Genomic DNA, 22,196 nt, shown 5'->3' on the forward strand with positions numbered 1-22,196 from the left:
AGATGATCGAGGCCTGCGACGGCACCGACGAGGAGTTCGCCGTGCTCTGCGTCGACCTCGACGGGCTGAAGGAGATCAACGACGTCTACGGCCATGCGATGGGCGACAAGGTGCTGATCGAGGTCGCCGAGATAGGTCGACGGCGCGAAGGCATCGGAGGCGGCCCGGGCAGCACCGTACGGCACGACGGCAGCGATCAGGCAAAGCACGGCCCTTGCCGGAATCGAATTCTTCCCGCCCGCCTGCCACTTCCTGCCAGCCATCGATCACCCGAAGATTTCTCGGGCGAGTGTCCGGCTCCGGCGGTTTGGATCGGGTAAACGCGTACTGATGCAACCGGAAAATGCCGGTTAATCTAAGGCAATTGCCCTGACATGATTAATGCTCCACTAACTGGGCATGGCTCCCCGACTATTTGAGATGGCCCAAGCACTTGCAGAAGGCGATCGGATCGGCTGAACGATGTTGGCGGCGTCGCTGCTGCGCGGAAATGTGCGGACCTGAAGGACGAGATGGACAGGGTTGATTGCGTGATCGTCGGTGCGGGGGTGATCGGCCTCGCCGTGGCGCGGAGGCTGGCACAGGCCGGCCGCGAAGTGATTGTGATCGAAGAGGCCGAAGGGATCGGCACGGTGACCTCGTCACGCAACAGCGAGGTGATCCATGCCGGCATCTACTACCGTGCCGGCAGCCTGATGGCGCGGATGTGCGTCAGCGGCAAGCGGGCGCTCTACCGCTACTGCGCCGAGCACGGCATTCCGCACAGGAATTGCGGTAAGCTGATCGTCGCCACCACGCCCGCGGAGACCGAAAAACTGCAGTCGATCCGCGCGCATGCCGCGGCCAATGGCGTCGACGACATGCAGCTGTTGTCGGGCGAGGCGGCACGCGCGCTCGAGCCGGCGCTGAACTGCGACGCGGCGCTGCTGTCGCCCTCCACCGGGATCATCGACAGCCATGCCTACATGCTGGCGCTGCGCGGCGACGCCGAGGCAGCCGGAGCGGCCTTCGCCTTCCACACGCCGCTGCTCCGCGCCAGGGTCACCGCTGACGGGTTCGAGATCGAGGCCGGCGGTGCGGCGCCGATGACGCTCGCCTGCGATCTCCTGGTCAATGCCGCCGGCCTCGGCGCAACGGCGGTCGCACGCAGCATCGAGGGCATGCCGATCGAATTGATTCCAACGGCATATCTGGCCAAGGGCAATTATTTCAGCTGCAGCGCCAAAGCGCCGTTCTCGCACCTGATCTATCCGGTGCCGGAGCCCGGCGGGCTTGGCGTCCACCTGACGCTCGACATGGCCGGACAGGCGCGGTTCGGCCCCGACGTCGAGTGGATCGACCACATCGATTATGCCGTCGACCCTGATCGGGCCGAGCGGTTCTATCCGGCGATCCGGAAATACTGGCCGACCTTGCCGGATGGGGCACTGATGCCGAGCTATTCGGGAATCCGGCCCAAGATCGTGCCGCCGGCGGTCGCGACCCAGGACTTCCTGATCCAGGGCCCGGCCGATCACGGCGTCGCCGGGCTGATCAACCTGTTTGGGATCGAGTCCCCCGGACTGACGTCATCGCTCGCTGTCGCCGACCACGTCGGCGAGCTGGCAGGGCGCTGAGCGAATACAGCTTGGCAAACGCAGCCTGGCCTCCCGGGGGATGCGCGCCACGGCGTTCATCCCTCGGTGAAAGGTCAGGATTATTTGCTGATTTACGGGAACCTAGTGGACCGTGTCGTCGGCGGAAAGTCTCAACCGCTCGATTTGATCCTTGACCATCAGCTTGCGGCGCTTCAGCTCGCAAATATGCAGGTCGTCTACGGAGGGGTGAACGAGTGCTTCGTGCAGTTCGTTCTCGAGTATTTTGTGTTTACGCTCCAGCTCAACGAGATGGGCCTGTATCGCCATTGCGAACACTCCTCGGTGCGTTAAACCTCAGGTTCGATCCGGACCAACAAGTGTACACGAGTGGATTGGGCTGTCGATAGGAGAAGCGATATGCCGCAGGCACGCATTTCGGTTTATCTGTAACTAATCGTGACTGTGGAACCGGTTCGGCTTGCGCGGCGCGCGCGCAGGGAGGATATTCCGGTAAGCGGCTGCTTCGGCCGCAACAACCTCGTCGTGCTTACCAGTTAATACACAACCATGAACGATCAGGATGAGCGTGAACTCCTCGCCGAGCTTGCGCGTCTGCAGCAAGAGCACCGCGACCTCGATGCCGCGATCGACGCGTTGCATCAGTCGCCAGCGCCGGATCTCCTGATGCTGCAACGCTTGAAGAAGCGGAAGCTGCAATTGCGCGATCGCATCGCCTTCATCGAAGACCAGATCACGCCCGACATCATCGCCTGACGCGCCGGCGGCTGCGCACGCCTTGCGGTTCGCCGGCCGAGGTTCAGCTCGGCCCCGCGGTTTTCCCCGTCATCCACAGCGCCTCGCTGGCATCACGTCGGGCTTCACGTTCGCGGCAACGGATGCGCGCGCGGTGATCCACGCTTGACTCCTTTGGAACAAAAAGAGAACATATCGACCCAGCCGCCATCAGAGGGAGTTCCGCCATGTCCGCACCGCCTTCCCTGCCCCAGCACAGCCACTACGAGAAGGCCTGCGATCAGGCGATCGCGATGTGCGACGGCAACCTGCGCAGCACCATCAAGGCGCTGATCATGGCCAACGAATATCTGGAAGCCGAGCTCGAGGAATTGCAGGCCGCGATTACCGCCGGCTGCGTGCCGGCGCGAACACAAGCGGCGAGCGACGCCGCCTGATCTTAAGGGGAGCAAGCAATGACCGACGTGACCTATTACGTGGCACTGCCCTTCATGCAGGACGACGACGGCTCGCCGGTCGCCGGCAGCGCCGAGGAATGTCAGAGCTCGGCGATCGCACTGCGCCGGGCGGAGACCATGTCGCGGATGCCGGGCAGCATCGGCGCCGTCGCGTTCAGCCGCACCGGCGATCCAGCGATCGGCGAATTCGGCGATGCCAAGCTGTTGCGCGCCTACGGCAATGTGCCTGAAGACCTGAGCGCGCTGTAACCTCCAGGATCCTCTGGAATCCCTTGGGATTCATGACGCCGCTGCGCCTTGCGCACATACATCGCACGGTCGGCCTCATCGAGAACCCGATCGACATCGGAATGCGCGGTGAGGATCGCAACGCCCGCCGAGGCGCCGGCGGAGACCCGGCTGCCGCGGAACACGAAGGTCAGGCGATCGATCGCTTCTTCCAGCGCAGCCGCCTTGGCGCGCGCGTCGGTCTCGCTGAGATTCCACAACAGTACCGCAAACTCGTCACCGCCGAGACGGCCGATCACGTCAGAGGCGCGCACCTGGTCCGAGATCGCGGCAACGATCGCCTTCAGCACCTCGTCGCCTGCCGCGTGCCCGAAGGCATCGTTGATCGGCTTGAGGCGGTCGACGTCGAGCACGATCAACGCGCCGGAGGCCTGGTAGCGCTTGATGAAGGACAGCGAACGGACGAGCTCGCGCTCGAAGCCGCGCCGGTTCAGGATGTCGAGCAGGAAATCGGTCTCGGACGAGGCCTGCAGCTCCTCGATCCGGGCCTGGGCCCGTGCCAGCTGCGCCCGCAACCTGCGGATCGTGGATTTGTCGCTGGGCGCGAGCGCGCCGCGCGTCGCAGCCTTGGTTCCGGCCGCTTTGGTTCCAGCGCCTCTGGTTCCAGTTCTTTTGCCCGGTGCGGATTTACGCGCCGCAGGCGCGCCTTTCCGTCGCTTTGCGGCTCCGGAGGCGGCCGCAGTCGTCTTCTTCTTCATGCGCATCCTTGTTGAGGCCTGCTTATGAAGGCTTGCCGGGATTCACCAAGACAGGATAGTCCATTCTAACTCCCTTGCCACGCCTTGGATGAGAACCGGGCCGCCCCTATAATCGGCCTATGCTTTTGGATTCCTGAACAGAATTGAAGAGATGACCGCTCCGATCGCCATCATCATGGGAAGCCAGTCCGACTGGGAAACCATGCGCCATGCTGCCGAGACCCTGGCTGCGCTGGGTGTTGCCTGCGAAACGCGCATCGTTTCGGCCCACCGCACCCCGGATCGGCTCTATGCCTTCGCCAAGGGTGCCAAGGCGGCCGGCCACAAGGTGATCATTGCCGGCGCCGGCGGTGCCGCGCATCTGCCGGGCATGACGGCCGCGCTGACCGAGCTTCCGGTGTTCGGGGTTCCCGTCGAATCGAAGGCGCTGTCCGGCGTCGATTCGCTCTATTCGATCGTGCAGATGCCCGCCGGCATCCCGGTCGGGACGCTCGCGATCGGCAAGGCCGGCGCGATCAATGCCGCGTTGCTCGCGGCGAGCGTGCTCGCGCTCAACGATCCCGCTTTGTCGGTCCGGCTTGCGGCCTGGCGCAAGCAGCAGACCGATGCGGTCAAGGAGCATCCGGAGGGCACGGCGTGACGGCTTCGAACCTCGTGAAGCTGAAGCCGGGCGACACCATTGGAATCCTCGGCGGCGGACAATTGGGCCGGATGCTGGCGATGGCCGCAGCGCGTCTCGGGCTCCGCAGCCAGGTGTTTTCGCCCGATCCGGATTCGCCGGCCTTCGACGTGGTGCAGCGTGCGACCTGCGCGGAATATGCCGACGTCGAGGCGCTCGAACTGTTCGCCAACGACGTCGACGTCGTCACCTATGAATTCGAGAACGTTCCGGCCGCGACCGCGATGGTGCTCGCCGCGCGCCGCCCGGTGCTGCCCGCGTACAAGATCCTCGAGACCACGCAGGACCGGCTGATCGAGAAGGATTTCATCAGCAAGCTCGGCATCGGCACCGCCGATTATGCCGACGTTTCCTCGGTCGCCACGCTGCGCACCGCGATCGAACGCATCGGCCTGCCGGCGGTGATCAAGACCCGCCGCTTCGGCTATGACGGCAAGGGCCAGGCCATCATCCGCCAGGGCGATGACATCGCGCAGGTCTGGGACGACCTCGGCACCAAATCGGCGATCCTCGAGGCCTTCGTGCCGTTCGAGCGCGAGATCTCGGTGATCGCCGCACGCTCCGCCTCCGGCGAGGTCGAGTGCTTCGACGTCACCGAGAACGAGCACCGCGACCACATTCTGAAGATCTCCCGCGCGCCAGCCGCGATCCCCGAGGCGCTTGCGGCGCAGGCGCGCGCGATCGCCGAGAAGATCGCCGCGGCGCTCGACTATGTCGGCGTGCTTGCGGTGGAGCTGTTCGTGGTGCCCGGCAACGGCAAGGCGACGGTGCTGGTCAACGAGATCGCGCCGCGCGTGCACAATTCCGGTCACTGGACGCTCGACGGCGCCTCGATCTCACAGTTCGAGCAGCACATCCGCGCGATCGCCGGCTGGCCGTTGGGCAAGCCGGTGCGCCACGGCGACGTCACCATGACCAACCTGATCGGCGACGACATCCTGAGTTACGAGCAATGGCTCACCGTTCCCGGCGCCACCGTGCATCTGTACGGCAAGGGCACGCCGCGCCCCGGCCGCAAGATGGGCCATGTCACCGAAGTGACGCCCGCAAGCCGTAGTTCGACCGAAGCGCGATGAGACTTCATCACGCTTCAGTGCCGTGGTTTGAGCTTCGCATCGATGAAAAATGGGATTGTGGCAGCCACGACCCCATTCGCAGATCACGCAGTCTTGACGCCGGCGACCACGCCGGCCGGCTCGTCGCTGAGCCAGCGATAGATCACGCCGCCGAGCGCACCGCCGATCAAAGGCGCGACCCAGAACATCCAGAGCTGCCCCAGCGCCCAGCCACCGACGAACAGCGCCGGTCCGGTGCTGCGCGCCGGGTTCACCGAGGTGTTGGTGACGGGAATGCTGACGAGATGGATCATTACCAGCGCAAGGCCGATGGCGAGCGGCGCGAAGCCGGCCGGCGCCTTGCCGTGGGTCGATCCCATGATGATGAACAGGAACATCATGGTCATCACGACCTCGGTGATGAAGCACACCACCATGCTGTAATGGCCCGGTGAGTGCGCGTCATAGCCGTTGGAGGCAAAACCCTTGCTGACATCGAAGCCGGGCGCACCGCTCGCGATCACGTAGAGCAACCAGGCCGCGACGATCGCGCCGGCGACCTGCGCGATGATGTAAGGCAGCACCTGACCACCCGGGAAACGCCCACCCGCAGCAAGCCCAACCGTCACGGCCGGATTGAGGTGGCAACCCGAGATATGGCCGATCGCATAGGCCATGGTCACCACGCTCAGCCCGAAGGCCAATGACACGCCGACCAGGCCGATCCCGACCTGCGGAAAGCCGGCTGCGATGACAGCGCTGCCGCAGCCCGCGAATGTGAGCCAGAACGTACCGATCAGCTCGGCCGCGTATTTCTTCATCTCCATGTGGCATCTCCCCTATTTCCAATGTCCGGGTTATCCAAAACTCCGGGAGCGGCCTCGATCCTGGCGCCAAACCACCCAAATCAGGGCCGCACAAAGGCATTTTCGCCCCATTTCGTGGCTTTACTAGGCCCGAAAGTCACTCGACCGGTGGACATCTGCGCGTTTGTCTGATACATGCGCGCGCCTAGGGTTGAGAAGCAGGCCTTTTGCCGCCCCTTTACCTTGCCAGAATTCCGAACCGATCAATTCAAAAGAGGATGCCGCGTGCAGGTTCTCGTCCGCGATAACAATGTCGACCAAGCCCTGAAGGCGCTGAAGAAGAAGATGCAGCGCGAGGGCATTTTCCGCGAGATGAAGCTCCGCGGTCACTACGAAAAGCCCTCTGAGAAGAAGGCTCGCGAAAAGGCTGAAGCCGTGCGCCGCGCGCGCAAGCTGGCCCGCAAGAAGCTGCAGCGCGAAGGCCTGCTGCCGATGAAGCCGAAGCCGGTGTTCGGCGCTGGTCCCGGTGGCGACCGCGGCGGCCGTCCCGGTGGTGCAGGCGCCAGTCGCGGCCCCCGCTGAACCGTTTTGCCGATTTGGAAGTCTAACAGCGCGGGCCACGGGCCCGCGTTGTCGTTTTGAAGCAAGCCGCGTTCCGGGGACCCATGCAAAATTACCGGCAAGAGCATTTTGCATGATGGCTGTTCCGGCACCCCGCCCCCTCTTCCCGGAACCTGCGCACCGCCGTCGCGCCCCGCACCTCGTCATCATTGCGGTGGCTCTCGGCCTGCCGCTCGGGGGCTGCTCGTTCGACCTCGGGTCGTGGGGCTCGGACGACAAGCCGAAGCCGGCTGCCACCGCCGACAAGCCCGCCGCCGACACCATCACGCCGCAGGACATCAACAGCGCCAAGGATCACACCACGCGTGCGCAGGTGCTGGCGCGCTCCGGCAAGCTGGACGAGGCGCAGGCGGAGTTTGAGCAAGCGCTGAAGGCCGACCCTTACAACATCCAGGCGCTCTACGGCCGCGCCCTGATCCATCAGGGCCGCGGACAGCATCAGCAGGCGATCGACGATTTCACGGCGGCCAGCGGGCTGTCGCCGCAGAAGGCCGAGCCGCTGATCGGCCGCGCCACCAGCTACCTTGCGCTCGACAACGCCAGGCAAGCCGCCACCGACCTCGACGAGGCCGTGCAGGCCGATCCCAACAACGTTGCGGCGTGGAGTGCGCGCGGCCAGACCTATGAGCGGCTTGGCGACAAGGCCAAGGCTGCGGCGTCCTACAATCGCGTGCTCGCGCTGCGGCCCAATGACGGCAACGCGCGCAGCGGGCTGGCGCGCACCGGCGGCTAGCAATTCGCGTGAAGTAAACCCATCGGGAAGGGGTAGGCCGACGCTTCGGTCTACTTCGGCAGAACGGCGTGGAACATCGACTTCATGCCGGAGAACATGTCGTCGGTCACCGAGGTGTGGTCATTCTTCGGCGCAGGCATAGCCGCGTCGGCGCGCAGGTCGAGCGGCGCCTGGATCACCGGGACCGGGATGTCGGCCGGCGGCGTCAGCCGATTCGAATCGCGGTTCGAATCTTGGGCGCCGGCGGCGTAGGGCGGACGCTGCTGCGAGGATTGGTCGACGTTCTCAGTCGAGGGGTTCGACACCATGATCGGCGGCGGCAACGGCCGGATCGCCGACGCGGTTGCCGGACGCTGCGCCTCAGGCAGGCGGGCGAGGTCGGTGCGCGCGGCCTCCTGCGGGCGATCCTTGCGCAGCCGTTCGATGGCGGCGCGCGCGAGATCGTTGGCGTCGCGGTTTTCCTCCGATGCCGACGCGGCGGCCTCGGCCGGTGCCGCGGAGGTGGCAGGCGCGGCCGGCTGCGGCGCGGCAGGCGTCACCTTGGCGACGGCCTTTGGCGCCGCCGTGTGGTGGCGGGTGTCGGTCGGGATGCTGGCGGTATCGGCCGGAGCATCGGCCTTCGAATCGGTAGGTTTGGAGTCAGCCGATTTGGGGTCGGCGGGCTTCTCGGTGACGGTGGCCTTCTCTGAGGCCGAGCGCTCGATCAGCGTGCGCTCGGACATGCCCTTGGCCTTCACGCCGGCTTCGGGGAGGCTGCTGACGACGGTGGCGGGCTTGGCGGCGGCTTTGGGATCGACGGCAGTGGTCACGGCCGCGGCGGCGGGCACTTCCGGCTTGGACACGATGTAGTGGTTGACGATGTACGCCCCGATGATGGTCGCTGCCACCGAGGGTAAGATGTCCATCACAAATTTCTTCAGGTAACTCAGCATGACCTGCCACTCCCCACCCCGTTATTTCATGCTGGAACTTTGAGGCACATTCAGGGATCAACTGCGTCGGATCGGTGGCAAACCCCCGTTCCGACGTCACCTTTGGTGTCACTTTGGTTTCAGCGGAGGCGCCCCCTGCGCAGGCCGCATCCGCCTTCTAGATCATCGCGCAGCCGTTAACGGCTTATGAATTTCCACAGCCGCGCGAACACGGACCTGCCATTCGGCGCGCGCAGGGTTACCGCCCTCATCAGGGCTTGAGCTCGACCTCGAGGAACACGATCTCGCTGGCCGTCTCGTTCAGCACGTCATGCTGGACCCCTGCCTTGCGGAAATAGGATTTGCCGGCCCCGAGCTGGGCCTTCGAGCGCTCGCCGTTCGGCGCCACGATCGTCATCTCGCCCGCCGTAATCGGAACGATGACGTAGTCCATCTCGTGGGTGTGGTGGCCGGTGGCGCTGCCGGGCGCGAGCCGCCATTCGGTCACGCGAACCTCCGCCGTATCCACCTGCACGTCCGATTTGGCGCTGAGCATCATCACTTCTCCAAGTTTCTTGTTTGAGCGCATCGTGCCCTACGGCACGAACACCATGAACACGAACACCGCGAATACCACCATGTGAACAAGCCCGAACAGGATGTTGGTGCGCCCGGTTCCGAAGGTGAGCATGCTGACCATGAAGGTCAGCAGCAGGATCAGCATATGCTGGTTGCTGAGCCCGAGCACCAGCTCCTTGTCGAGCACATGGGCGGCAAGGGCCACGGCGGGAACCGTGAGCCCGATGGTGGCGATCGAGGAGCCGAGCGCGAGGTTGATGCTCTTCTGCAGGTCGTTCTTGCGCGCCGCCGCCACCGCGGCAACGCTCTCCGGCAGCAGGATCAGCGCCGCCACCACCAGACCGGCAAAGGCCGGCGGCGCACCGATCTTGACCGTGACGACATCGACCACCAGCGAGAACTTCTTGGCCAGCAGCACCACCGCCAGCAGCGACACCAACAGCAAGGCAACGCTGATCGCGGTCATGCGGTCCGACATCACCTCGCCATGCGCGGCCGCCTCGTTGGCGCCGCCGACGAAGTAGTCGCGGTGGCGGATGGTCTGGGTGTAGAGGAACACGGCGTAGAGCAGCAGGGTCACGATGCTGATCACGGCGAGCTGGGCCGTGGAATAGATCGGGCCCGGCGCCGTCAGCGTGAAATTCGGCATGTCCAGCGTGATGGTCGCGAGCACGAACAGCACGCTGAGGTAGAGGTTGGCGCCGGTGATCTGGAAGTCCTGCTCACGGTAGCGGATGCCGCCGATGAAGATGCAGAGCCCGACCAGGCCGTTGCAGACGATCATGACCACCGCAAACACGGTGTCGCGCGCGAGCGTCGGCGCCGGCGTGTCGCCCAGCATGATGGTCGAGATCAGCGCCACCTCGATGATCGTGACGGCCAGCGTCAGGAGCAGCGTGCCGAACGGCTCGCCGATCCGCTCGGCAATCATCTCGGCGTGATGGACGGCCGCGAACACAGTGCCGAACAGGATCACCAGCAGCACGGCCGCGAACACCCAGCCGGGGGACGATGGCGCGAAGCTGTAGCCGGTGGCCGTGACCGCGGCGAACAACAGCACCGCCAGAACAGGATACAGCCAGGCCGACCGTGGCATCGGTGCGTGTGCGCTCATCGTGGGGTCCCCTCACTTCAATGGGACGATTATGCGATAGACAATCGCCGCCGTCAGCCACTGGCGGCGTCGATAAACGGCCGCGCCGTCCCCATCGCACCGAAATCGTCGAGATTGTCGTGCCCGCCACCGGGCAGTCGCACGAACTGCTTGGGCTCATGGGCGAGGCCGAACAGGCGCTCGCCGAAACGAATCGGGATCACCGGATCGTCGGTGCCATGCATGATCAGCAGCGGCACCGTCACGCCGCTGATTCGCCGATCGGAGTGGAATTGATCCCGCATCAACAGGCTGATCGGCACAAACCAGAAGTGCTCGCCGGCGACGTCGGCCGTCGACGTGTATGGCGCCTCCAGGATCAAGCGGCCGACCGGATGTTCGGCGGTGAGCGCAACCGCAACGCCGGTGCCGAGTGAGAAGCCCCAGACCACGATCTGCGCGGGACGGTAGCGCGCTGCGGTGAACGCGTAGGCCACTGCTACATCCTGCAGCAGCCCCTGCTCGGTCGGAGATCCGCTCGAGCCCGCATAGCCCCGGTACGACAGCGCGACCAGCCCGGTGCCGTCGGCGATGATGCCCTTGAAGCGCGCAACGCGCCCGGCAAGGAAATCGCCATTGCCGGGAAAGAACAGCACCACCGGACGGCCGGGCTTCGCCGGCACATGCCAGACGATGACCTCCTCGCCGTCAGCAGTGGCCAGCACATGCTCTTCGGCCTCGGGAAGGCCGGCGGCTGCCGGCGCGGTCCGTCCCACCGGCGGAATCGGAAACAGCATCTCGCGCTGCTTGACGTACAGCACCGCAAGGCCACCGAGATAGACGACCGCGGCGACGATCAGCAGCCATTTCAGGATCGTCAGAACCACGCGCAAATCTCGCCTGCAGCTCTAGATTTAGTGTGTCCGATGATATGAGACCCCATTGCTACTTTGCATGGGGTTGTTTCGCAGTTTTTGGCCCCGCCCTCGGTCTTTGGCAGCCGGCGAGAGTGGCCTGCGCCCGGAAGAGAGCAGCTTTTCGACCTCGAGCCTGATGCTGTCGGGAACGGGCCGGCAAGCGCAAACTTTCGCATGCGCGACATGCCACTTGATGCGCTGCTCGCGCGTGGCCCGGGGCGGCATGCGATGCTGTCGATGCCACTCCCGGTTCAGAACCATCGAAGCCGTCCTACATCGCCTTGACGATGTTCTCGGTGACCTTCTTGGCGTCGCCGAGCAGCATCATGGTGTTGTCGCGGTAGAACAGCGGATTGTCGATGCCGGCATAGCCGGAGGCCAGCGAGCGCTTGATGAACATCACCGTGCCGGCCTTCCAGACCTGCAGCACCGGCATGCCGTAGATCGGCGAGGTCTTGTCCTCTTCCGCCGCCGGATTGGTGACGTCGTTGGCGCCGATCACGAAGGCGATGTCGGCCTGGGCGAACTCGGAGTTGATGTCCTCGAGCTCGAACACCTCGTCATAGGGCACGTTGGCCTCGGCCAGCAGCACGTTCATGTGGCCGGGCATGCGGCCCGCCACCGGGTGAATGGCGTATTTCACCTCGACGCCTTCCTTCTTCAGCAGATCTGCCATTTCGCGCAGCGCGTGCTGGGCCTGCGCCACCGCCATGCCGTAGCCGGGCACGATGATGACCTTGGAGGCGTTCTTCATGATGAAGGCGGCGTCATCGGCCGAGCCGAGCTTGGCGGGTTTCTGCTCGCCGGAGCCGCCGCCGGCGGCCGCGGTCTCGCCGCCGAAGCCGCCGAGGATCACCGAGATGAACGAGCGGTTCATCGCGTGGCACATGATGTAGGACAGGATCGCGCCCGACGACCCGACCAGCGCGCCGGTGATGATCAGCGCCGAGTTGCCGAGCGTGAAGCCGATGCCGGCCGCGGCCCAGCCGGAGTAGGAGTTCAGCATCGAGATCACGACCGGCATGTCGGCGCCGCCGATCGGGATGATCATCAGCACGCCGAGCGCCAGCGCGATGATCGTGATCAGCCAGAAGTCGAGCGCGCTGCCCGACATCACGAGGCCGACGATGAAGAACACCAGCGCCAGCGCCAGCACGATGTTGATCGCGTGGCGGAACGGCAGGATGATCGGCGCGCCGCTCATCCGTGCCGAGAGCTTCAGGAACGCGATCACCGAGCCGGTGAAGGTCAGCGCGCCGATCGCGACGCCGAGCGACATCTCGACCAGGCTCTGCGGATGGATGTTGCCGGGCGTGCCGATATCGAACGCCTCGGGCGCATAGAACGCGCCGGCGGCGACCAGCACCGCGGCCATGCCGACCAGCGAGTGGAATGCGGCGACGAGCTCGGGCATCGAGGTCATCGGCACACGGCGCGCGATGACGGCGCCGATGCCTCCGCCGATCGCGACCGCGAGAATGACCAGCAGCCAGGCCACGCCGTCGGCCGGCGGATGGCTCGCCAGCGTGGTGCCGACCGCGATCGCCATGCCGATCATGCCGAACATGTTGCCCTGGCGCGACGATGCCGGGCTCGACAGGCCGCGCAGCGACAGGATGAACAGCACACCCGCCACGAGATACAATAGTGCAGAGAGATTGGCGCTCATCTCAGGTCCCCCCAAATTCTTACATCACCCCGAGGTGGTTGCCGTTACTTGGCTTTTTTCTTGTACATCGCCAGCATGCGCTGGGTGACCAGGAAGCCGCCGAAGATGTTCACGCAGGCGAAGATCAGCGCGACGAAGCCGAAGCCGCGGGCCCAGCCCGAGCCGCTCGACACCATGCCGACGCCGACCGCGAGCAGCGCGCCGACCACGATCACCGACGAGATCGCGTTGGTCACGCTCATCAGCGGCGTGTGCAGCGCCGGTGTCACCGACCACACCACGAAATAGCCGACGAACACGGCGAGAACGAAAATCGACAGCCGGAACACGAAGGGATCAACGGCCTGCGCGAGATGCTCCATGGCTTCTCTCCTTACTTCGGCTGGAAGTTGGGATGGATGACGGCGCCGTCCTTGGTCAGCGCGGTGGCCTTCACCAGCTCGTCGTCCCAATTGACCGCGAGCGCCTTGTTGGCCTTGTCGACCATCGTCTCGATGAACGAGAACAGGTTGCGCGCATAGAGGCTCGAGGCCGAAGCAGCGACGCGGCCGGCGACATTGGTGTAGCCGACGATCTTGATGCCGTCGGTCTCGACGACCTCGCCGGGCCTGGCGCCCTCGACATTGCCGCCGCGCTCGACCGCGAGATCGACCAGCACCGAACCGGGCTTCATCGATTTCACCATCTCGCCCGACACCAGCTTCGGCGCCGGACGGCCCGGGATCAGCGCGGTGGTGATCACGATGTCCTGCTTCTTGATGTGCTCGGCGGTCAGCGCGGCCTGCTTGGCCTGATACTCCTTGGACATTTCCTTGGCATAGCCGCCGGCGGTCTGCGCGTTCTTGAACTCCTCGTCCTCGACGGCGAGGAATTTCGCGCCGAGCGATTCGACCTGCTCCTTGGTAGCGGGCCGCACGTCGGTCGCGGTGACGACGGCACCAAGCCGCCGCGCCGTCGCGATCGCCTGCAGGCCGGCAACGCCGACGCCCATCACGAACACCTTGGCGGCCGGAACGGTGCCGGCGGCGGTCATCATCATCGGGAAGGCGCGGCCGAACGCCTCGGCACCCTCGATCACCGCCCGGTAGCCGGCCAGATTGGCCTGTGAGGACAGCACGTCCATCACCTGGGCGCGGGTGATGCGCGGCATCAATTCCATCGCAAACGCCGAAACGCCGGCATCGGCCATCGCTTTCAGCGCGGCATCGTTGCCATAGGGGTCCATGATCGCGATGACCAGCGCACCGCGCTTGTATTTGGAGAGTTCGGAGGCCTCGGGCCGCTTCACCTTGATGATGATGTCGGCGTCCTTGAGCGCATCGGCAGAGACGGTGGCGCCGGCTGCGGTGAGCTCCGAATCGGGCAGGCCCGACTTGATGCCCGCGCCCGGCTCGACCGCGACCTCGGCGCCGATCGCCTTGAACTTCTTGATGGTATCGGGCGAAACCGCAACCCGCGGCTCGGACGGATCAATTTCCTTGGCAACGGCAATCTTCATGGGCCCTCCGGCGGCGCGAGCGGCGCACGCGTCTTCAAACTAGCGTTATTTTCGCCAGATTGGATACCCGGTTTTTGCATCCAGGTTTTCGACAGAAATTCCGGCACCGCCGCGGGACGGCGATGCCGCTAGCCGATCAGGGATCAGACCAGGAAATAGGCCATCAGAGCGAGGAGGATGGCGACGCTGATGGTGCCGTATTTGACCAGGATGAGAAACCCTTCATAGGTCTGCTCATGCGCCACGTAATCGTTGCCGTCAGCGGTCGTATAGGCCACTTCGCTATGGTCTGCCATCGCTGTCCCCAGTCAGAAATTCGCGTTCTGCGAGCCATTACCGCAAACAGCTTGGCAGGGCAACGGCGTGGTCCCGATCGGGCGATTTGAAGCGCAAATCGTCCCCGATTCACCCCTCGAGCGACGGCCCCGCGACAGGATTACTCCCCCAAACGCGGGCGCCACGGGACGATCATGCCGTGAGGCGCAAAAAATGCCGAACAAATCTGACCGGGCGGACCGAAAGCCCGATGGGCGTCAGCCCATCGCCTCCAGCTCGTCGATCATGCCGGCGATGACGGAGAGGCCGCCATCCCAGAATTTCGGGTCCTTGGCGTCGAGCCCGAACGGCCGCAGCAACTCGGAATAGTGCTTGGTGCCGCCGGCGGCGAGCATGTCGAGATAGCGCTCGGCGAAGCCCTCCGACGCATGCTCGTAGACCGCATAGAGCGAGTTCACCAGGCAGTCGCCGAACGCATAGGCGTAGACGTAGAACGGCGAGTGGATGAAGTGCGGGATGTACATCCAGAAGGTCTCGTAGCCCGGCTTGATCTCGATGGCGGGCCCAAGGCTCTCGCCCTGCACGCTGAGCCAGAGCTGGCCGATCCGCTCGGCGGTGAGCTCGCCATTCTTGCGCTCGGTATGGACCGCGCGCTCGAATGAATAGAACGCGATCTGCCGCACCACGGTGTTGATCATGTCCTCGACCTTGCCCGCGAGCAGCGCCTGGCGCTGCTTGGCGTTCCTGGTCTGCGACAGCAGCCGCTTGAAGGTCAGCATCTCGCCGAACACGCTCGCGGTCTCCGCCAGCGTCAGCGGCGTCGGCGCCATCAGTGCGCCGTTCTTCGCCGCCAGCACCTGATGCACGCCATGGCCGAGCTCATGCGCCAGCGTCATCACGTCGCGCGGCTTGCCCTGGTAGTTCATCAGCACATAGGGATGCGCCGACGGCGTGGTCGGATGCGAGAACGCGCCGGGCGCCTTGCCGGGACGGACCGGCGCATCGATCCAGCGATCGTCGAAGAAGCGCTCGGCGATCTCGGCCATCCTCGGCGAGAAGCCGTTATAGGCCGACAGCACCATGTTGCGCGCCTCGGGCCAGGCGATCGTGCCGGTCGCCGCAAACGGCAGCGGCGCGTTGCGGTCCCAGTGCGGCAGCTTCTTCTTTTTGAACCAGCCGGCCTTCAACGCGTAATAGCGGTGCGACAGCTTCGGATAGGCTGCACGCACGGAGGCGACCAGTGCGTCCACCACCTCGCGCTCGACGCGGTTGTTGAGATGGCGGGAGTCCGCGACATCCTGGAAGCCGCGCCAGCGATCGGAGATTTCCTTGTCCTTGGCGAGCGTGTTGGTGATCAGCGCGAAGGTGCGCTCATTGTCCTTGAAGGTCTTGGCCAGCGCCTGCGCGGCGGACTTGCGCTTGTCCCCCGCCTTGTCCTGCAACAGGTTCAGCGTCGGCTCGATCGCGAGCTCCTTACCTGAGACCTTGAAGCGCAGGCCGGAGATGGTCTGGTCGAACAGCCGGTTCCAGGCTGCGTAGCCGCTCTGCGCCTTCTCGTGGAAGAGCTGCTCGACGCGATCCTCGAGCTGGTACGGCTTGTCCTTGCGCAGATCCTCGATCCAGGGCCGGTAGTGGCCGAGTTCGGGTTCGGCCATCGCGCGCTCGATCACATCATCGTCAACCCGGTTGAGCTCGAGCGAGAAGAACAGGAGATGCACCGATGCGGCCGTCAGCCGTTCCGACACGTCGCCGTAGAATTTCGAGATCGCGGGATCGACGCTGTCGCCGGCATGGACCAGACCGGCATAAGAGCCGAGACGGCCTGCCAGATCGTCGATCGCCTCGTAGCGGCGGACCGCCTCGGCAAGCCACTTTCCGCCGCCTTCCCTGGCGGTATTTTCGGCAAGCTTGCCCTTGAAGTCGGTCTCAAACGCGACGCAATCTGCATCCATTTTCTGCAGGTCGCGTGCAACCTCTGGCGCGTCGATACCGGAGTAGAGATCTGCCAGATTCCATTCCGGAAGCTTGCCGGTCTTGCTGGCTGCCTTTTTTGCCGCCGGGCCGGCCGGGGCCGGTTTGCGTTGCGCGGCCGTCTTGCGCAGCGCGGTGTCCTTGCGGAGAGCGGCCTTGCTGAGAGCAGACTTGTTCGGAGCAGTTTTGGAGCGCGAGGTCATCTTGTTCGTAACCTTACTTCAGTCGGAAAGATGTCGGCGGCGGCGGAATGAATGCGGGTTTGCAACGTTTAAGAGTGCGTTAATCGGCATCGGCGACAGTGCCCCGATTCGAGACAAATAATCGTAATGTGCGGGGAAAACCATGGCTGCCACCATTTTGATCGCCGATGATGACGCAGTACAGCGTCGTTTGGTTGAAAACATGGTGCAGAAGTGCGGCTATGAGCCCCTCGTCGTGGACAGCGGCGACGCGGCGGTAGCGGCTTTGACCGCATCCGAGACGCAGACGATCGATGCCGTCGTGCTCGACCTCGTGATGCCGGGCCTCGACGGTCTCGGAGTCCTCGCAAAGATTCGTGAAGCTGGTTTGAACGTCCCGGTGATCGTCCAGACCGCGCATGGCGGCATCGACAATGTGGTGTCGGCGATGCGCGCCGGTGCCCAGGATTTCGTCGTCAAGCCGGTCGGCTTCGAACGGCTGCAGGTGTCCCTGCGCAATGCCCTCAACGCCTCGGCGCTCAAGGGCGAATTGCAGCGCATCCGCCACAGCCGCGAGGGCCGGCTGACCTTCTCCGACATCATCACCCGCAGCGAGGCGATGGCCGGGGTGCTGCGCACCGCGCAGAAAGCCGCATCCTCGACGATTCCCGTGCTGATCGAGGGCGAGTCCGGCGTCGGCAAGGAACTGTTCGCGCGCGCCATCCATGGCAGCAGCGAGCGCAAGGCCAAGCCGTTCGTCGCAGTGAACTGCGGCGCGATCCCGGACAATCTCGTCGAATCGATCCTGTTCGGCCATGAGAAGGGCGCCTTCACCGGCGCCACCGAGCGCCACCAGGGCAAGTTCGTCGAGGCCCATGGCGGCACGCTGTTCCTCGACGAGGTCGGCGAATTGCCGCTGGCCACGCAGGTGAAGCTGCTGCGCGCGCTGCAGGAAGGCACCGTCGAGGCGGTCGGCGGCCGCAAGCCGGTCAAGGTCGATGTCCGCATCATCTCTGCGACCAACCGCAAGCTGCTCGATCTCGTGAAAGCCGGCCAGTTCCGCGAGGACCTGTTCTACCGCCTGCACGTGCTGCCGCTGACCATTCCGGCGCTGCGGCAGCGGCGCGAAGACATTCCGCATTTGCTGCGGCATTTCCTGGCGCGGTTCTGCGCCGAGGAGAACCGCAACATCACCGGAATCAGCGGCGATGCGATGGCGTATCTGGCGCAGCTCGACTGGCCGGGCAACATCCGCCAGCTCGAGAACACGGTGTATCGCGCCGTGGTGATGAGCGACGGCGACCAGCTTGGGCTGGCCGATTTCCCGCAGGGGAGCGCGCATCCGGTGCCGGAAGGCAAATCTTTGCAGGGCGAGCCGCTGGTGGTGTCGCCCTCCACGGCGCCCGCGATGATTTCCGGTAATGAAATACCGGCAACAACCGCCCTTCCCACGGCCGGCGGTCTCTCGATGCTCACCTCCGCGGGCGAGGTGCGCCCGCTGGAAGATCTCGAGAACGAGATCATCCGCTTCGCGATTTCGCATTACCGCGGACAGATGTCGGAGGTCGCGCGACGCCTCAAGATCGGCCGCTCGACCCTCTACCGCAAACTCGACGAAGCGGCGGACGGCACGCGCACCAGCGACGCCACCTAGGAAGCCACTGGCCTCGGGCCAATCGAACAAAACCAGGGAACCTTTTGAACCGTGTCGTGGCGGTGACAGACAAAGGCTGTGCCGCGTGGCAAAAACGCACAGCCCGAGCAAAATCAGCTGCTTCGAGGTCAGTTTGTCGTGAGTTGCCCCGCATGGCGCTGGCTGCATACGAGGGGCAAATGTATCGTCTGCGTTCGTTGCGTGCAGGCGTGCGAGTCGATCGAGAGGCCGGCGCTTCCGCGCAAGCTATGAAACAAATACTGATTTGAACTGTTCCAGTTTGACCAGGAGCAGTTCCACCCAGGGGGTGTGACGATGCGTGACTGTTCGAACAACCGTCGGGGATTTGACCGCGTATTGACGGCCGTCGCGGCAACCTTCCTCACGGTGTCCGCGACCGCAGCCTTCGCACAGGACACGCCTCGATCCAGCGCCGCGGAACTGGCGATCGACGCCGCGATCCCGCGCCCCGAACCGGCCAACATCCCGCCGCCCACCGCAAGCGATTTCAAGGCCGACACTACCGCGGCGCTGCCCGACGCGGCCAAGCCGGCTGACGTGAAGCCCGCCGACGCGCAGGCCACCGAGGCCAAACCTGCCGATACAAAGCCGGCGGATGCAAAGCCGGCAGAGCCGAGCGCGACGGCGAAGGCCGCCGAGCCGAAGCCCGCCGATGTCGCGACCAAGCCTGCCGACGCACCGAAGGCGGATACACCGAAGACTGATCCCGCCGTTGCGCCATCCGCAACTCCGCCGGCAACGGCCACCGCACTCGCCACAGCTCCTGCTCCCGCGACGGCGGCTGCTCCGGCGACCGAACTCGCAAAGGCCGCGAGCAACGTTGCCTCCGAGGATCAGCCGGTCGCCGACAAGCTGCGCGAGCAGCTCGCCAGCAAGACGCTGCGCACCTTCGATCGCAAGAACGAGCGCGCTGCGGCCGAGAAATTCTATTCGGCCCGCGACTACGCGCCTGTCTTCACCAAGGCCGGCAAGCTCACCGACACCGGCAAGGGCGTCATCGCCCGCCTGAAGGATGCGGCTGCCGACGGCCTCGATGCATCAGACTATCCGGTGCCGGATTTCGCCGCAGCGACGTCACCCGATGCGCTGGCCGACGCCGAACTGAAGCTCGCGTCCAGCATGCTGGACTATGCACGCCAGGCCCAGAGCGGCCGCATGCACTGGTCGCAGGTGTCGGCGGACATCCTCTATCCGGAACACCCGATCGATCCGGCGGAAGTGTTCGCGAACGTGACCTCCGCGAAGGACGCCTCGGCCGCGCTCGACGGCTATAACCCGCCGCAGAAGCTCTACAAGGACCTCAAGAAGAAACTCGCCGAGCTGCGTGGCCAAGGCGACGGCCCGGTGATCCCGATCGCTGACGGCCCCGTCTTGAAATATTTGCCGGCGCGCAAGAAGCAGGCCGCGGTCGAGATGGACGATCCGCGCGTGCCGGACCTGCGCAACAAGCTCGGCGTCACCGAGAATGCCGACAGCACCAAGTACGACGCGACCGTCGCGCGCGCGGTTGAGAGATTCCAGGGCAGCGTCGATCTCAAGCCGACCGGCGTGCTCGACGAGCGCACGGTCAAGGCGCTGAACAATCCGAAGCGCGACCGCCAGATCGACACCGTGATCGTCAACATGGAACGCTGGCGCTGGCTGCCGCGCCAGCTCGGCGCCGCCAATCTCGGCAATGCCTATGTGATCCTCAACATCCCCGACTACACGCTGAAGGTGATGCAGAACGGCGCGCAGGCCTGGACCACGCGCGTCGTCACCGGCAAGCCCGGCCAGCATGCGACGCCGCTTCTGACCGAGACGATGAAGTACATCACGGTCAACCCGACCTGGAACGTGCCGCCGTCGATCATCTACAACGAGTATCTGCCGGCCCTGCAGCAGGATCCGACGGTGCTGCAGCGCATGGGCCTCAAGCTCGAGCGCAACCGCGACGGCTCGATCCACATCTCGCAGCCGCCCGGCGAAGCCAACGCGCTCGGCCGCATCCGCTTCAACTTCCCGAACAAGTTCCTGGTCTATCAGCATGACACGCCGGACAAGTACCTGTTCGCGAAGGACGAGCGCGCCTTCAGCCACGGCTGCATGCGCGTGCAGAATCCCGATCAATACGCTTCGGTGCTGCTCAACATCGCCGAGCCGAACCAGCACTACACGCCGGAGCGGATCCGCGGCATGTACGGCTCCAGCGAAGTCGACCTGAAATTCCCGACGCCGATCCCGGTGAACATCACCTACCAGACCGCGTTCGTGGACGACGCCGGCAAGCTGCAAATCCGCAGGGACGTTTACGGCCGCGACGCCACCATGCTGTCGCTGCTCAAGAACAGCCGCGGCAAGGATCTCGAAACGGTGGTGGCGCACGCCCAGCCGAGCTATTCGCGGCCGCCGAGCAGCAGCCTGCCTCCGGGCGTCAACGTGGCCGGCGACAACAGCGGCTTCGGCTCCTCAGGACCGAACTTCTTCGAGCGCCTGTTCGGGGGATTCGGACAGCCTGAGCCGCAGCCGGCCCGCCGCGGCCAGGCCCAGCAGCAGCGCCGGGTGATCACCCGCTAATCTGCTTCTCTGCCTGATTGGCCTAAATTTTGAAGCAAAATCAACGATCTCGCTCAAAAAGCGAGATCGTTTACGTTAACCATTTCCCATGGGGTCCCGGGAACAGGGCTATCTTTTGCCACACTCGCCCAGTTAGTTAAGCCCAACTTGGGGGCGGGTCGGTAAACCTCGGTTAACCCTCCCGCTTTAAGAAAGCGTTCACCGTCTTCCGCAGGGGGTCTGCGAGGATGCCGAGCGAACGCTCGTCGACTGGGTGGGCTCATAGTGCTGGCTGTCTTCGCACGCCGCTTCAAACCGCTGTTGCTGCCTAAGGCCGGGTACCAAGTCGGCCTGACCGCGCTATTGCTGTTGGCGGGCGCCGGATCGGTGCACGATGCGACGGCGCTGAACCAGACCCGCACCCTCTCCTTCCACCACACCCATTCCAACGAAGACCTCACCATCACCTTCAAGCGCGATGGCCGTTACGACGAAGCCGCGCTGAAGCAGCTCAATCATTTCCTGCGCGACTGGCGCTCCCAGGATGAGACGGTGATGGACCGTCACCTCTTCGACATCCTCTGGGAAGTCTATAACGACGTCGGCGGCAAGCAGCCGATCCAGATCGTCTCCGCCTATCGCGCCCCCGCCACCAACGCCATGCTCCGCCGCCGCTCCTCGGGCGTCGCGCGCCACAGCCAGCACATGCTGGGGCATGCGATGGACTTCTTCATTCCGGGCGTGCCGCTGGAGCAGATCCGCTACGCCGGCCTGCGCCTGCAGCGCGGCGGCGTCGGCTTCTATCCGACCTCGGGTTCGCCGTTCGTGCATCTCGACACCGGCGGCATTCGCCACTGGCCGCGCATGACCCGCGAGCAACTGGTCAGGGTGTTCCCCGACGGCCGCACCGTCCATGTCCCGACCGACGGCACGCCACTGAAGGGCTATGAGCTCGCCAAGGCCGACATCGAGCGCCGTGGCAACGGCGACGACGCTGCTGTGATCAGCAAGCCGTCCCTGCTCGCGAAGCTGTTCGGAGCGGGCAAGTCGAGCGACGACGAAGACGAAGGCGCGGCCAGCGTGAACGACAAGCCCGCGGCCAACACCGTGGTTGCCGCCGCGGCGCCCACCAAACCAGCCGCTCCGACCCCGCCCCCGCCCCCCCAGCCGCACCAGCCCGCCGCCGCGAGCCACCGCGCCCCACCCGACGATCCGCCCGACA

At 64.9% G+C, this 22,196-nt stretch carries 25 protein-coding genes; 12 read left to right on the forward strand and 13 right to left on the reverse strand.

Annotation, left to right across the window (positions count from 1 at the left end):
- A partial coding sequence (locus FNJ47_RS54795; RefSeq protein WP_236000176.1) for a diguanylate cyclase occupies positions 1-320 on the forward strand: 320 nt, incomplete at its 5' end.
- A 135-nt stretch (positions 321-455) separates the two neighbouring features.
- Positions 456-1,616, forward strand: coding sequence for an NAD(P)/FAD-dependent oxidoreductase (locus FNJ47_RS30410; protein ID WP_283811318.1), 1,161 nt, complete (start codon positions 456-458; stop codon positions 1,614-1,616).
- A 102-nt stretch (positions 1,617-1,718) separates the two neighbouring features.
- Here the strand turns inward: FNJ47_RS30410 and FNJ47_RS30415 are convergent, their stop codons facing one another.
- Together FNJ47_RS30415 and FNJ47_RS30420 are read right to left on the reverse strand one after the other, a co-directional pair.
- On the reverse strand, positions 1,719-1,904 hold the full coding sequence (locus FNJ47_RS30415; protein ID WP_050422666.1) for a YdcH family protein: 186 nt from the start codon (positions 1,902-1,904) through the stop codon (positions 1,719-1,721).
- Positions 1,905-2,027: 123 nt separating this feature from the next.
- A complete protein-coding gene (locus FNJ47_RS30420; RefSeq protein ID WP_163159645.1) occupies positions 2,028-2,237 on the reverse strand; it encodes a hypothetical protein in 210 nt (69 codons plus the stop codon).
- On the opposite strand from FNJ47_RS30420, the gene FNJ47_RS30425 reads away from it, so the two are divergent.
- The 3 genes from FNJ47_RS30425 to FNJ47_RS30435 all read left to right on the forward strand — a co-directional run bounded on the left by FNJ47_RS30425 (position 2,145) and on the right by FNJ47_RS30435 (position 3,037).
- Entirely contained in the window at positions 2,145-2,351 is a 207-nt protein-coding gene (locus tag FNJ47_RS30425; protein ID WP_024583705.1) for a YdcH family protein, read from the forward strand. The genes FNJ47_RS30420 and FNJ47_RS30425 overlap by 93 nt on opposite strands.
- Positions 2,352-2,557: 206 nt before the next feature.
- Positions 2,558-2,767: a hypothetical protein gene (locus tag FNJ47_RS30430; RefSeq protein WP_163159647.1), complete on the forward strand. Its 210-nt coding sequence runs from the start codon at positions 2,558-2,560 to the stop codon at positions 2,765-2,767.
- Between the two features lie 18 nt (positions 2,768-2,785).
- Positions 2,786-3,037 carry a hypothetical protein gene (locus tag FNJ47_RS30435; RefSeq protein WP_163159648.1) on the forward strand — a complete coding sequence of 84 codons (252 nt, stop codon included), beginning with the start codon at positions 2,786-2,788 and terminating at the stop codon, positions 3,035-3,037.
- On the opposite strand, the gene FNJ47_RS30440 is transcribed toward FNJ47_RS30435, so the two are convergent.
- A complete protein-coding gene (locus FNJ47_RS30440) occupies positions 3,001-3,780 on the reverse strand; it encodes a GGDEF domain-containing protein (RefSeq protein ID WP_236000177.1) in 780 nt (259 codons plus the stop codon). The two genes, FNJ47_RS30435 and FNJ47_RS30440, sit on opposite strands and share 37 nt — an antisense overlap.
- A 145-nt stretch (positions 3,781-3,925) precedes the next feature.
- On the opposite strand from FNJ47_RS30440, the gene purE reads away from it, so the two are divergent.
- Both purE and FNJ47_RS30450 read left to right on the forward strand, forming a co-directional pair.
- Entirely contained in the window at positions 3,926-4,414 is a 489-nt protein-coding gene (gene purE, locus FNJ47_RS30445) for a 5-(carboxyamino)imidazole ribonucleotide mutase (protein ID WP_163159650.1), read from the forward strand.
- A complete protein-coding gene (locus FNJ47_RS30450; RefSeq protein ID WP_163159651.1) occupies positions 4,411-5,529 on the forward strand; it encodes a 5-(carboxyamino)imidazole ribonucleotide synthase in 1,119 nt (372 codons plus the stop codon). Before purE ends, FNJ47_RS30450 begins: the two co-directional genes overlap by 4 nt.
- An 83-nt stretch (positions 5,530-5,612) precedes the next feature.
- Here FNJ47_RS30450 and aqpZ read toward each other — a convergent pair whose 3' ends face one another.
- Entirely contained in the window at positions 5,613-6,335 is a 723-nt protein-coding gene (gene aqpZ, locus FNJ47_RS30455; protein WP_163159652.1) for an aquaporin Z, read from the reverse strand.
- Between the two features lie 264 nt (positions 6,336-6,599).
- Between aqpZ and rpsU the strand changes: the two genes are divergently transcribed.
- Entirely contained in the window at positions 6,600-6,896 is a 297-nt protein-coding gene (rpsU, locus tag FNJ47_RS30460) for a 30S ribosomal protein S21 (protein WP_163159653.1), read from the forward strand.
- 112 nt (positions 6,897-7,008) lie between these two features.
- The gene (locus tag FNJ47_RS30465; protein WP_163159654.1) at positions 7,009-7,668 is read left to right on the forward strand and encodes a tetratricopeptide repeat protein; all 660 of its coding nucleotides are present in this window, start codon (positions 7,009-7,011) and stop codon (positions 7,666-7,668) included.
- A gap of 50 nt (positions 7,669-7,718) precedes the next feature.
- On the opposite strand, the gene FNJ47_RS30470 is transcribed toward FNJ47_RS30465, so the two are convergent.
- The 9 genes from FNJ47_RS30470 to FNJ47_RS30510 form a co-directional block, all read right to left on the reverse strand.
- On the reverse strand, positions 7,719-8,600 hold the full coding sequence (locus FNJ47_RS30470; protein WP_163159655.1) for a hypothetical protein: 882 nt from the start codon (positions 8,598-8,600) through the stop codon (positions 7,719-7,721).
- A gap of 250 nt (positions 8,601-8,850) precedes the next feature.
- The gene (locus FNJ47_RS30475) at positions 8,851-9,135 is read right to left on the reverse strand and encodes a cupin domain-containing protein (protein WP_028340624.1); all 285 of its coding nucleotides are present in this window, start codon (positions 9,133-9,135) and stop codon (positions 8,851-8,853) included.
- A 39-nt stretch (positions 9,136-9,174) separates the two neighbouring features.
- The gene (locus tag FNJ47_RS30480) at positions 9,175-10,272 is read right to left on the reverse strand and encodes a calcium:cation antiporter (RefSeq protein WP_163159656.1); all 1,098 of its coding nucleotides are present in this window, start codon (positions 10,270-10,272) and stop codon (positions 9,175-9,177) included.
- A 53-nt stretch (positions 10,273-10,325) separates the two neighbouring features.
- On the reverse strand, positions 10,326-11,132 hold the full coding sequence (locus FNJ47_RS30485) for an alpha/beta hydrolase (protein ID WP_163159664.1): 807 nt from the start codon (positions 11,130-11,132) through the stop codon (positions 10,326-10,328).
- A gap of 307 nt (positions 11,133-11,439) precedes the next feature.
- Positions 11,440-12,837, reverse strand: a complete 1,398-nt coding sequence (locus FNJ47_RS30490; RefSeq protein WP_163159657.1) for an NAD(P)(+) transhydrogenase (Re/Si-specific) subunit beta — start codon at positions 12,835-12,837, stop codon at positions 11,440-11,442.
- Positions 12,838-12,881: 44 nt separating this feature from the next.
- Positions 12,882-13,199, reverse strand: a complete 318-nt coding sequence (locus tag FNJ47_RS30495; protein WP_016841609.1) for a proton-translocating transhydrogenase family protein — start codon at positions 13,197-13,199, stop codon at positions 12,882-12,884.
- Between the two features lie 11 nt (positions 13,200-13,210).
- Complete coding sequence (locus FNJ47_RS30500) at positions 13,211-14,335, reverse strand: Re/Si-specific NAD(P)(+) transhydrogenase subunit alpha (protein ID WP_163159658.1); 1,125 nt, start codon at positions 14,333-14,335, stop codon at positions 13,211-13,213.
- A gap of 143 nt (positions 14,336-14,478) precedes the next feature.
- The gene (locus FNJ47_RS30505) at positions 14,479-14,631 is read right to left on the reverse strand and encodes an aa3-type cytochrome c oxidase subunit IV (protein WP_163159659.1); all 153 of its coding nucleotides are present in this window, start codon (positions 14,629-14,631) and stop codon (positions 14,479-14,481) included.
- A gap of 237 nt (positions 14,632-14,868) precedes the next feature.
- Positions 14,869-16,785, reverse strand: coding sequence for a M3 family oligoendopeptidase (locus FNJ47_RS30510; RefSeq protein ID WP_163159660.1), 1,917 nt, complete (start codon positions 16,783-16,785; stop codon positions 14,869-14,871).
- Positions 16,786-16,927: 142 nt separating this feature from the next.
- Here FNJ47_RS30510 and FNJ47_RS30515 point away from each other — a divergent pair, with 142 nt between their 5' ends.
- The 3 genes from FNJ47_RS30515 to FNJ47_RS30525 all read left to right on the forward strand — a co-directional run.
- A complete protein-coding gene (locus FNJ47_RS30515; protein ID WP_163159661.1) occupies positions 16,928-18,418 on the forward strand; it encodes a sigma-54-dependent transcriptional regulator in 1,491 nt (496 codons plus the stop codon).
- A 315-nt stretch (positions 18,419-18,733) separates the two neighbouring features.
- Entirely contained in the window at positions 18,734-20,995 is a 2,262-nt protein-coding gene (locus tag FNJ47_RS30520; protein WP_163159662.1) for a L,D-transpeptidase scaffold domain-containing protein, read from the forward strand.
- 264 nt (positions 20,996-21,259) lie between these two features.
- On the forward strand, positions 21,260-22,196 hold a 937-nt coding region (locus tag FNJ47_RS30525), incomplete at its 3' end, for a peptidoglycan L,D-endopeptidase MepK (RefSeq protein WP_163159663.1).

This window comes from Bradyrhizobium uaiense (assembly GCF_010811875.1).
Taxonomy (GTDB): domain Bacteria; phylum Pseudomonadota; class Alphaproteobacteria; order Rhizobiales; family Xanthobacteraceae; genus Bradyrhizobium; species Bradyrhizobium uaiense.